10 protein-coding genes are annotated in these 11,440 nt (G+C 66.5%); all 10 read right to left on the bottom strand.

The window, feature by feature from the left end:
- Position 1 precedes the first annotated feature (1 nt).
- Genes GXW78_RS19715 through nuoF form a run of 10 tightly spaced genes read right to left on the bottom strand, consistent with a single transcriptional unit; the run spans position 2 to position 11,438 of the window.
- A complete protein-coding gene (locus tag GXW78_RS19715; protein WP_211870612.1) occupies positions 2-733 on the bottom strand; it encodes a biotin--[acetyl-CoA-carboxylase] ligase in 732 nt (243 codons plus the stop codon).
- The gene (gene nuoN, locus GXW78_RS19720) at positions 730-2,151 is read right to left on the bottom strand and encodes an NADH-quinone oxidoreductase subunit NuoN (RefSeq protein ID WP_211870613.1); all 1,422 of its coding nucleotides are present in this window, start codon (positions 2,149-2,151) and stop codon (positions 730-732) included. The genes GXW78_RS19715 and nuoN overlap by 4 nt, the downstream gene beginning before the upstream one ends.
- A gap of 4 nt (positions 2,152-2,155) precedes the next feature.
- Entirely contained in the window at positions 2,156-3,667 is a 1,512-nt protein-coding gene (locus GXW78_RS19725; RefSeq protein WP_211870614.1) for an NADH-quinone oxidoreductase subunit M, read from the bottom strand.
- Entirely contained in the window at positions 3,664-5,580 is a 1,917-nt protein-coding gene (nuoL, locus tag GXW78_RS19730; RefSeq protein ID WP_211870615.1) for an NADH-quinone oxidoreductase subunit L, read from the bottom strand. The genes GXW78_RS19725 and nuoL overlap by 4 nt, the downstream gene beginning before the upstream one ends.
- Before the next feature lie 4 nt (positions 5,581-5,584).
- Positions 5,585-5,893: an NADH-quinone oxidoreductase subunit NuoK gene (gene nuoK / locus GXW78_RS19735; protein WP_211870616.1), complete on the bottom strand. Its 309-nt coding sequence runs from the start codon at positions 5,891-5,893 to the stop codon at positions 5,585-5,587.
- Positions 5,893-6,576, bottom strand: coding sequence for an NADH-quinone oxidoreductase subunit J (locus tag GXW78_RS19740; RefSeq protein WP_211870617.1), 684 nt, complete (start codon positions 6,574-6,576; stop codon positions 5,893-5,895). Before GXW78_RS19740 ends, nuoK begins: the two co-directional genes overlap by 1 nt.
- Before the next feature lie 7 nt (positions 6,577-6,583).
- On the bottom strand, positions 6,584-7,072 hold the full coding sequence (gene nuoI, locus GXW78_RS19745) for an NADH-quinone oxidoreductase subunit NuoI (RefSeq protein WP_211870618.1): 489 nt from the start codon (positions 7,070-7,072) through the stop codon (positions 6,584-6,586).
- 13 nt (positions 7,073-7,085) lie between these two features.
- Positions 7,086-8,099, bottom strand: a complete 1,014-nt coding sequence (gene nuoH, locus GXW78_RS19750) for an NADH-quinone oxidoreductase subunit NuoH (protein WP_211870619.1) — start codon at positions 8,097-8,099, stop codon at positions 7,086-7,088.
- 4 nt (positions 8,100-8,103) lie between these two features.
- Positions 8,104-10,137 carry an NADH-quinone oxidoreductase subunit NuoG gene (gene nuoG, locus GXW78_RS19755; RefSeq protein ID WP_211870620.1) on the bottom strand — a complete coding sequence of 678 codons (2,034 nt, stop codon included), beginning with the start codon at positions 10,135-10,137 and terminating at the stop codon, positions 8,104-8,106.
- A 5-nt stretch (positions 10,138-10,142) separates the two neighbouring features.
- The gene (nuoF, locus tag GXW78_RS19760; RefSeq protein WP_211870621.1) at positions 10,143-11,438 is read right to left on the bottom strand and encodes an NADH-quinone oxidoreductase subunit NuoF; all 1,296 of its coding nucleotides are present in this window, start codon (positions 11,436-11,438) and stop codon (positions 10,143-10,145) included.
- Between the last annotated feature and the right edge of the window lie 2 nt (positions 11,439-11,440).

Below are 11,440 nucleotides of genomic sequence, written 5' to 3' on the forward strand. Positions count from 1 at the left end.
CTCAGGCGACCTCTCCCGAGGCGAGCGACTGCACGCGCCCGCCAGTGTCGATCAGCAGGCTGCCATCATCGGCGAGGCCCGCGAAGCGGCCGGCTATCTCGGCGCCCCGGCGGCGGATGGCAAGATGGGCGCCGGGTGCCGGTCCGCGGGCCAGCCACGCCGCCCGGATTGGCGCGAAGCCCTCGGCCTGGCGCTGCCGTCGCCGGTGGTCGATCGCTTCGAGCAGCGAGACGGCGAATTCCTCCGGCACCGGCGGCACGATGCCCATGGCCGCGAGCGAAGCCGTGGCGCGCCCCGGCACTTCCGGCGCCCGAGCGAGGTTCACGCCGATGCCGATGCAGACCCAGCCGAGCCCCCCTGCCCCGTCGGCGCCGGTTTCGGCCAGGATGCCGGCCGCCTTGGCGCCCCCGAGCATCAGGTCGTTCGGCCATTTCAGGGATAGCAGGTTCGGGTCCGGCAGCAGCGGCAGCAGCGCATCCGCAAGCGCCACCGCCGCGACGAACCCCCATTGCGGCGCCAGCCGGAGCGGTTCCGTCGGTCGCAGCAGCACGGACAGGTGCAGGTTGCCCGAAGGCCCTTCCCAGACCCGCCCCTGCGTGCCGCGCCCCGCCGTCTGCTGGCGGGCGAGCACCGCGAGGCCCTCCGGCTCACCCGTCTCGGCAAGCCGGATCACCAGGTCCGAGGTGCTCGGCAGCGCCTCATGAACCTGGAGCCGGAACGCCGCCGGCGTCACCCCAGGATCGAGGCGACGGCTGCCTGCGCCGCAGCCACCAGCGGCGCCGGGTAGAGGAAGAACAACGTGGTGAACAACCCGGACGCCGCCATCACGAAGGAGGTCGCGGCCGGCCGGGCATCGAGCGCACCGGTCGATTCGTCGAAGAACATTACCTTCACGATGCGCAGGTAGTAGAAGGCCGACACGACCGAGGACAGCACGCCGACGATGGCGAGCGTCCACAGCCCCGCATCGATCGCCGCCTTGAAGACGAACATCTTGCCGAAGAAGCCGGCGAGCGGCGGGATGCCGGCCATCGAGAACATGAAGATCGCCATCCACACCGCCATGGACAGGTCGGTCTTCGCCACGCCCGCGAGGTCGGACACCGTCTCGACCGCCCTGCCCTGCCGCCGCATCGACACCAGCACCGCGAAGGCGCCGAGGTTCATCAGCAGGTAGATCGCCATGTAGATGAGCAGGCCGCGCATCCCGGCCTCGGATGCCGCGGCGAGGCCGACCAGCGCGTAGCCGACATGGCCGATGGAGGAATAGGCCATCAGCCGCTTGATGTTTTCCTGGCCGATGGCGGCGAAGGCGCCGAGCACCATCGACAGCAGCGAGATCACCACGATCACCTGCTGCCACTGCCCGGCGAGGTCGCCGAACGGCCCGCCCAGCACGCGGGCGAACAGCACGATGGCGGCGACCTTGGGTGCCGCGGCGAAGAAGGCCGTGACCGGCGTCGGCGCACCTTCATAGACGTCCGGCGTCCACATGTGGAACGGCACCGCCGAGACCTTGAAGGCCAGGCCCGTGATGACGAAGACCATGCCGACGATCACGCCGGGGCTGGCCTTGGCCGGGTCGGACAGCGCATCCGCGATGCGGTCGAAATTCGTGGTGCCCGCGAAGCCGTAGACTAGCGAGGAGCCGTAGAGCAGCAGCCCCGAGGCCAGCGCGCCGAGCACGAAATACTTGAGGCCCGCTTCAGCCGACCGCTCGCTGTCGCGGTTGAAGGCGGCTACGACATACAGGCTCAGCGACAGCAACTCGAGCCCGATATAGAGCGCCATCAGGTCGTTCGCCGAGACCATGATGAGCATGCCGAGCGTCGCGAACAGCAGCAGCACGGGGTACTCGAAGCGATCGAGCTTGTCGTGCCTGTTGTAGTCGAGCGACAGCGCGACGCCCGCCGCGGCACCCAGCAGGATCAGGACCTTCGCGAAGCGCGCGAAGGCGTCGGAGACGACGAGCCCATTGAAGCCGCTGCCTTCCGGCGCGCCGAGCACCAGCACGGCGGTCAGCAGGAAGGCGCCGATCACCGCCATCGCGCAGGCGAAGTAGCTGTTCCGCTTCGGCAGTACGCCGACGCCGAGGATAGTCAGGCCGCAAAGGCCGAGGACGAGCTCGGGAAGAGCCAGGGTCCAGTTCATCGGATCACATCCCCGCCAGGCGAGCGGCGCCGAGAGCGGCCTCATGCCGCTGCACCAGCGCGGTCACCGAGGCTTCGAAGAAGGAAAGGAAGCTGTGCGGGTAAACGCCCATCCAGAGGGCGAGCACCACGAGCGGTGCGAAGACCAGGTGCTCCCGCGGCGACATGTCCATCAGGCTGAACAGGTCCTGCTTCGTCACCTTGCCGAAGGCAACGCGCCGGTAGAGGTAGAGCATGTAGGCCGCGCCCAGGATCATGCCGAGCGCGGCACCGAGCGCGACCGTCGGGTTCACCTTCCAGGCGGCGACGATCACCAGCAATTCGCCCGGGAAGCCGGCAAGGCCCGGCAGCGCGACCGACGCCATGGTGAACAGCATGAAGATCAGCGCATAGGCCGGCATGATCTTCGCGACCCCGCCATAGCGCGCGATCTCGAGCGAATGGACGCGGTCGTAGAGGATGCCGACGCAGAGGAACAGCGCGCCCGAGACGATGCCGTGCGACAGCATCTGGAACAGCGCGCCCGACAGCCCCTGAACGGTGAAGGTGAAGATGCCGAGCGTGACGATGCCCATATGCGCGACCGACGAGTACGCGATGAGCTTCTTCATGTTCTCCTGCGCCAGCGCCACCAGCGAGGTGTAGACGACGGCGACGATCGACAGGACGTAGATGAAGGGTGCGAAGTCGGCCGAGGCCTGCGGCAGCATCGGTATCGAAAAGCGCAGGAAGCCGTAGGCGCCCATCTTCAGCAGCACGCCCGCCAGGATCACCGAGCCCGCTGTCGGCGCCTCGACGTGGGCGTCGGGCAGCCAGGTGTGGAACGGCCACATCGGCACCTTCACCGCGAAGGAGGCGAAGAAGGCGAGGAAGATCCAGGTCTGCAGCGAAGCCGGGATGGCGTGCTCGAACAGCGTCGGGATGTCGGTCGTGCCGGCGCGATACCACAGCAGCAGGATCGCCAGCAGCATCAGCACCGAGCCGAGCAGCGTGTAGAGGAAGAACTTGAAGGAGGCATAGACGCGCCGGCTGTGCCCCCACACGCCGATGATCAGGAACATCGGGATCAGCACGCCTTCGAAGAAGACGTAGAAGACGATGAAGTCGAGGGCGGCGAACATGCCGACCATCATCGTCTCGAGCACCAGGAAGGCGACCATGTATTCCCGCACCCGCATCTGGATCGCATCCCAGGAGGCGAGGATGCAGATCGGCGTCAGCAGGGTGGAGAGCAGGATGAACAGCACCGAGATGCCGTCCACGCCGACATGGTAGGTGATGCCGAACTCGGACAGCCAATCGAGCTGCTCCACGAACTGGAAGCCGGCATCGGCCTTGTCGAACTTGAACCACAGGATCAGCGACAGCGCGAAGACGATCAGGCTGGTCCACAGCGCCGTCCAGCGGGCGTTCTCGGCGACGACCTTGTCCTCCCCCCGCAGGGTCAGGATGAAGGCCGCGCCCACCAGCGGCAGGAAGGTGAGCAGCGTCAGCAGCGGGAAGCCGGCGGCGTTCATCGGGCGGCTCCGAAGACGAGCAGTGTGACGAAGACCGCGAGCCCCGCGATCATCACGAAGGCATAGTTGGCGACGCGCCCGGTCTGGATACGCACCGCACCCTGCGACGCCTCGACCGCCAGGGTGGCGGCACCGTTCGGCACGCCGTCAATGACACCGGCATCGACCTTCTGCCACAACATCCGTGCAAGGGCGCGCGTCGGGCGGACGAAGATCGCATCGTACAGCTCGTCGAAGTACCACTTGTTCAGCAGGAACAGGTAGATCGCGTGGAAGGTCGAGGCGAGCTTCCCGGGGATCGACGGGACGAACATGTACATGATGTAGGCGAGCAGGATGCCCGTCAGGCCCACGGCCGTGGGTGCGAGCGGGACCCAGGACGGCACCTCATGCACGTCGTGCATGATGTGGTTATGCGGCGCGTTCACGATGGCGCCGTTCCAGAACTCGGCCCAGTCGTGACCGACGAAGTACGGGTAGAAGACCGCACCGGCGAAGACGGCGCCGAGGCCCAGCACCACCAGCGGCAGCAACATCACCGGCGGGCTCTCATGGACATGTTCCATGGTGTGGTGATCCGCGCGCGGTTCGCCATGGAAGGTCACGATGATCAGGCGCCAGGAATAGAAGGCGGTCAGCAGCGCGGCCGCCATGCCGCAGAACCAGGCGTACTTGGCCGTCCAGCCATGACCGGCGAAGGCGGCCTCGATCATGAAATCCTTCGAGTAATAACCGGCGAAGAGCGGCACGCCGGCGAGTGCGAGCGAGCCGATCCAGAACAGCGCATAGGTCATCGGGATCTTCTTCCAGATCCCGCCCATGCGGCGGATGTCCTGCTCGTCCGACATCGCATGGATGACGGAGCCTGCGCCCAGGAACAGCAGCGCCTTGAAGAAGGCGTGGGTGAACAGGTGGAAGATCGCGCCCTGGTAGGCGCCGACGCCCACCGCGAAGAACATGTAGCCGAGCTGCGAGCAGGTCGAATACGCGATCACCCGCTTGATGTCGTTCTGCACGCAGCCGATCGTCGCGGCGAACAGCGCGGTGGACGCGCCGACCACCGTGATGATCGCGAGCGCCACCGGCGCGTATTCCAGCACCGGCGACATGCGCGCCATCAGGAACACGCCCGCGGTCACCATCGTCGCCGCGTGGATCAGCGCGGAGACCGGCGTCGGGCCTTCCATCGCATCCGGCAGCCAGGTGTGCAGGCCAAGCTGCGCCGACTTGCCGCAGGCGCCCAGGAACAGCAGCACGCCGATGACCTCATAGGCCGGATAGCCGGCGAAGGTCGCCTCGCGATGCTGCTCGATCGAGCCGAAGATCGTGCTGAACTCGACCGACCCGAAGGTCCAGAAGGTCAGCGCCAGGCCCAGCATGAAGAACAGGTCGCCGACGCGGTTCACGATGAACGCCTTCATCGCCGCGTTGCAGGCGCTGTCCTTCTCATACCAGAAGCCGATCAGCAGGTAGGAGGCGAGGCCCACGCCCTCCCAGCCGAAGAACAGCTGCACCAGGTTGTCCGCCGTCACCAGCATCAGCATCATGAAGGTGAACAGCGACAGATAGGCGAAGAAGCGCGCCTTGCTCGGGTCGTGCGACATGTAGCCGACGCTGTAGATGTGGATCAGCGTGGAGATGAACGTGACCATCCCCACCATCACCGCCGACAGCGTGTCGTAGCGCAGCGCCCACGACACCTCGAAGGTGCCGACATCGACGAAGGTCAGCAGCTCGACCGTCTGCGGCGAATGGCCGAGGGCGACCTGGAAGAACAGCGTCACGCCGCAGATCGCGGCCAGCACCATGCAGGTGATGGTGACGAACTGGGCGGCCTTGTCGCCGATCCAGCGTCCGAAGAGGCCCGCGATGATGGCACCCAGCAGCGGGAAGAAGACGGCGCCGACGAACATGGCCTCAGCCCTTCAGGGTCGAGATATCCTCGACCTCGATCGTACCGCGGTTGCGGAAGTAGATGACCACGATGGCAAGGCCGATCGCCGCCTCGGCCGCGGCCACCGTCAGGATGAACATGGTGAAGACCTGGCCCGTGAGGTCGCCCAGCGCCGCCGAGAAGGCGACGAGATTGATGTTCACCGCGAGCAGGATCAGCTCGACCGACATCAGGATGATGATGACGTTCTTCCGGTTCAGGAAGATGCCGAAGACGCCAAGCACCAGCAGAATGGCCGAGACAACCAGGAAATGCGCGAGAGAGACGGCCATCAGTGATGCCCCCCATGGCCGTGATGTTCGACTTCCTTGGGCTTGGCTTCCTCGGGCGCCGGCGGCCGGACGATGCCGATCTCCTTGAGCCCCGCACCGAGCGGCACGCTGCGCAGAGACACCGTGCCCGCGCGCGCGATCTGCTCCGCGACGTTCTGCCGTCGCGTGCCCGGCCGGTCGCGCAGCGTCAGCACGATGGCGCCGATCATCGCGACCAGCAGGATCAGCCCGCAGGCCTGGAACAGGTAGATGTAGTCCGTATAGAGAATCCGCCCCAGCGCCTCGGCATTGGTCACATCCGTGGGCGTCGGGTTCAGCCGCAGCGTCGCCGCCTCGGGCGCGAAGCGCCAGGCGGTCAGCACCATGAACAGCTCGATCAGCAGGATGCCGCCGATGATGGCGCCGAACGGCGCGTATCGCTGGAAGCCTTCCCGCAGCTGCGTGAAGTCGATGTCCAGCATCATCACGACGAACAGGAACAGCACCGCGACCGCGCCGACATAGACGATGACCAGGATCATCGCCAGGAACTCGGCCCCGGTCAGCAGGAACAGGCCCGCCGCGTTGAAGAAGGCGAGGATGAGGAACAGCACCGAATGGACCGGGTTGCGGCTCGTCACCACCATGACGGCCGAACCGATCAGCACGGCGGCGAAGGCGTAGAAGGCAAGGACTGCGATCATGGCGCGCTCACCGGTACGGGGCGTCGAGCCGCAGGCGCTCGGCCAGCATCGGCTCCCAGCGGTCGCCGTTATCGAGCAGCTTCTCCTTGGTGTAGATCAGCTCCTCATGCGTCTCGGCGGCGAATTCCATGTTCGGGCCCTCGACGATGGCATCGACCGGGCAGGCTTCCTCGCACAGCCCGCAATAGATGCACTTCGTCATGTCGATGTCGTAGCGCGTGGTCCGGCGGGATCCGTCCTCGCGCGGCTCGGCCTCGATGGTGATGGCCTGCGCGGGGCACACGGCCTCGCACAGCTTGCAGGCGATGCAGCGTTCCTCGCCGTTGGGGTACCGGCGCAGCGCGTGCTCCCCCTTGAAGCGCGGGCTCAAGGGGCCGCGCTCATACGGGTAGTTCAGCGTCGCCTTGCGGCTGAAGAAGTACTTGAGCGTCAGCGCCATCCCCGAGACGAGCTCGGTGAGCAGAAGGCTGCGCGCGACGCGGTCGAGAGAAGCCATGGTCAGGACCCCATCAAGCCGGCAGCCAGCCGGTCAGCTTGAGCACGGCGGCCGTCAGCACCAGCCACACCAGGCTGAACGGCAGGAACACCTTCCACCCCAGGCGCATCAGCTGGTCGTAGCGGAAGCGCGGGAAGGTCGCGCGCACCCAGATGAAGGTGAAAAGGCACAGGCAGATCTTCAGGATGAACCAGATCGGCCCGGGCACCCAGTTGAACGGCGCGACGTCGATCGGCGGCAGCCACCCACCCAGGAACAGGATGGTCGTCAGCGCCGACATCAGGATCATGTTCGCGTATTCGCCGAGGAAGAACAGCGCGAAGGACATCGAGCTGTATTCGACGAAGAAGCCCGCGACGAGCTCGGATTCACCTTCCGGCAGGTCGAACGGCGCGCGGTTGGTTTCCGCGAGCGTCGAGATGAAGAAGATGATGAACATCGGGAACAGCGGGATGGCGAACCACACCGTCTGCTGCGCCCGCACGATCTCGGTCAGGTTCAGCGACCCGACGCAAAGCAACACGGTCACGATCACGAAGCCCATGCTGACTTCGTAGGACACCATCTGCGCCGCGGACCGCAGCGCGCCGAGGAAGGCGTATTTCGAGTTCGACGCCCAGCCAGCGATGATGACGCCATAGACGCCGAGCGAGCTGATCGCGAACAGATACAGGATGCCGACATTGATGTCGGCGATCGCCCAGCCATCGTTCACCGGAATGACGGCCCAGGCGATCATGGCCAGCGTGAAGGTCAGCATCGGCGCCATGATGAACAGGACCCGGTTCGCGCCCGTGGGCACGATGGTTTCCTTCATCAGCATCTTCAGCGCGTCGGCGAAGGGCTGCAGCAGGCCGAAGGGGCCGACCACGTTCGGCCCTTTGCGCATCTGCATCGCCGCCATCACTTTGCGCTCGGCATAGGTGAGGTAGGCGACCCCGATCAGCAGCGGCACCAGCAGGACCAGCGCCTTGCCGACGGTCAGGGCCAGGATGCCGACCGGATGGTTGAAGAAGAAGTCGACCATCGCGTCACTCCGCCGCCAGGGCCGGCGCCGGCCCGTAGATCGCGGCACATTGCGCCATCACATCCGAGGCCCGGCTGACGACATCCGCCTGGTGATAGACCGGCAGCGGCAGCACGAAGGCGCCGCCCGTCGCGGCACCCGCCGCCGGTCCGGCCATGTCCGCGCAGCCGCCGCGCGCGACCTCACCCACGCGGCCGAACACTGGGCTGACGGAGGCCAGCCGCGCGCGGATCGCGTGCAGATCGTTGTAGGGCAGCGTCTTGTCCACGCCCTCGCTGAAGGCACGGATGATGCGCCAGTCTTCCTTCGCCTCGCCTGGTGGGAAGATCGCGAGGCGCCCGCGCTGCGCGCGCCCCTCGGTGTTCACCCAGGTCGCGTCCTTCTCGGTATAGGCGGCACCCGGCAGGATCACATCGGCCCGGCCCGCCATCGCGTCACCATGGTGGCCCTGGTAGATCACGAAGGTGCCCGCTGCGATCCGCGCCGGGTCGAACCCGTCCGCGTTCAGCAGCCACAGCGCATCGACGCCACCGGCGACCATCGCCGCGGCATCCTTGCCCCCCTGCCCCGGCACGAAGCCGAGCTCGAGGCCGCCGACCTGCCCGCCGAACAGATGCAGCAGGTTGAAGCCGTGCCAGTCTTCCTTCAGCGCGCCAACGTCGTTCGCCAGTGCCCAGGCCGCAGCCAGCACCGCCGCACCATCGGCTCGCTGCAGCGCGCCGCGGCCGAGGATGATCATCGGCTTCTCGGCCGCCTTCAGCGTCTCGGCGAAGCCCTGGATGGCGTCCGGCCCATCGCCGACATAGGTCGCCGGATAGGTCAGGTCGACGCCGCGCGGGCCGACGAAGCCCACCCTGAACTTGCCGAGCGACCAGCGCTTGCGGATGCGGGCGTTCAACACCGGTGCCTCGCGCCGCACGTCGCTGCCGATGATCAGCACCGCATCGGCCTCGTCGATGCCGGCGATCGTCGTGTTGAAGCGGTAGAAGTCCGGACGGCTGGTGTCGATCGCCGCAAAGTCGTCGCGGCAGTCGATGTTGGCCGAACCATAGGCCGCCATCAGATCCTTCAGCGCCAGCGTGCTCTCGGCATCCGCCAGCCCGCCGGCGATGGCGCCGATCCGGTCGCCGGGCAGCGAGGACAGCTTCGTCGCAATGGCCGCGAAGGCCTCCGGCCACGTCGCCGGCGCCAGCTTGCCGTCCTTCTTCACCCAGGGGCGATCCAGCCGGCGCCGCTTCAGCCCGTCGAAGGAGAAGCGACCGCGATCGGCCATCCACTCCTCGTTCACCGCCTCATTCACGCGCGGGATGATGCGTAGCACCTCGGGTCCGCGGGCATCGACGCGGATGTTGCACCCGACCGCGTCCAGCACGTCGATGCTGTCCGTCTTGCTCAGTTCCCACGGCCGCGACACGAAGGCATAGGGCCGCGAGGTCAGCGCGCCGACCGGGCAGATATCGATCAGGTTGCCCGACAGCTCGGAAGTCAGGGCCTTCTCGACATAGGTGCCGATCTCGAGGTTCTCGCCCCGGTTCGTGCCACCCATCTCCGGCGTGCCTGCCACCTCCGCCGAGAAGCGGACGCAGCGCGTGCACTGGATGCAGCGCGTCATCACCGTCTTGATGAGCGGACCGATATCCTTGTCCTTCACCGCCCGCTTGGCTTCCTTGTAGCGGGAGCCGTCGGAGCCGAAGGCATAGGCCTGATCCTGCAGGTCGCACTCGCCACCCTGATCACAGATCGGGCAATCCAGCGGGTGGTTGATCAGCAGGAATTCCATGACGTTGCGCCGGGCCTGGCGGACCACGGCGCTGTCAGTGAAGACCTTCATGCCGTCATTCACCGGATAGGCGCAGGAAGCGACCGGCTTCGGCGCCTTCTCCACCTCGACCAGGCACATGCGGCAATTGCCGGCGACCGACAGGCGGTCGTGATAGCAGAAGCGCGGGATCTCCTTGCCCGCAGCCTCGCAGGCCTGCAGCACCGACGACCCGTTGGGGACGTCAACCTCGATCCCGTCGACCGTGACCTTCGCCATCGCGATTACTCCGCGGCCATCGGAAGGCTGCGCGCCTTATACTGCCGAATGCGATCTTCCATCATCGGCCGGAAGTGCCGGATCAGCCCCTGCACCGGCCACACGCCACCGTCAGCCAGCGCACATATCGTATGGCCTTCGATGCGTCGCGTGACGTTCTCAAGGAGGTCGATCTCCTCGATCTCCGCATTGCCCTCGACCATCCGGTTCATCAGCCGCGCCTGCCAACCCATGCCCTCGCGGCACGGCGTGCACTGCCCGCAGCTCTCATGCTTGTAGAAGGCCGCGAGCCGCGCGATCGCCTTGATCAGGTCGGTCGACTTGTCCATCACGATAACGGCGGCGGTGCCGAGGCCGGATTTGTGCTCGCGGAGCGCGTCGAAATCCATCAGCACGTCGTCGCAGATCGCCTTCGGCAGCAGCGGCGTCGACGATCCGCCCGGGATCACGCAGAGCAGGTTGTCCCACCCGCCGCGGACGCCGCCGGCATGCCGCTCGATGAGTTCCCGCATCGGGATGCTCATCTCTTCCTCGACATTGCAGGGCTTGTTCACATGGCCCTGGATGCAGAACAGCTTGGTGCCGGAATTCTTCGGCCGCCCGAAGCTGCTAAACCAGGTCGCGCCGCGCCGCAGGATCTCCGGCACCACCGCGATGGTCTCGACGTTGTTCACCGTGGTCGGGCAGCCATAGAGCCCGACGGCCGCCGGGAACGGCGGCTTCAGCCGCGGCATCCCCTTCTTGCCTTCCAGGCTCTCGATCAGCGCCGTCTCTTCGCCGCAGATATAGGCGCCGGCGCCGCGATGCAGATACAGGTCGAAATCCCAGCCCGACCCCGCCGCGTTTTTGCCGAGCAATCCGGCCTCATAGGCCTCGTCGATGGCGGCCTGGAGCGTGACGCCCTCGTTGTAGAACTCGCCGCGGATGTAGATGTAGCCCGCATGCGCGCCCATGCCGAAGCCGGCCAGCAGGCAGCCTTCGATCAGCGTGTGCGGATCGTGGCGCGCGATGTCGCGGTCCTTGCAGGTGCCGGGCTCCGATTCGTCGCAATTGACGACGAGATAGGAAGGGCGGCCATCCGACTGCTTCGGCATGAAGGACCACTTCATGCCAGTCGGGAAACCCGCCCCGCCCCGGCCGCGCAGGCCCGAATTCTTCATCTCCTCGATGACCCAGTCGCGGCCCTTGGCGATGATGCCCGCTGTGCCGTCCCAATTGCCGCGCTTTCGCGCCGCCTCCAGCCCCCACGACTGCGCGCCGTAGAGATTGGTGAAGATGCGATCCTTGTCGGCCAGCGCCATCG

The sequence above is a fragment of the Neoroseomonas terrae genome, assembly GCF_018129025.1.
Lineage (GTDB): Bacteria > Pseudomonadota > Alphaproteobacteria > Acetobacterales > Acetobacteraceae > Neoroseomonas > Neoroseomonas terrae.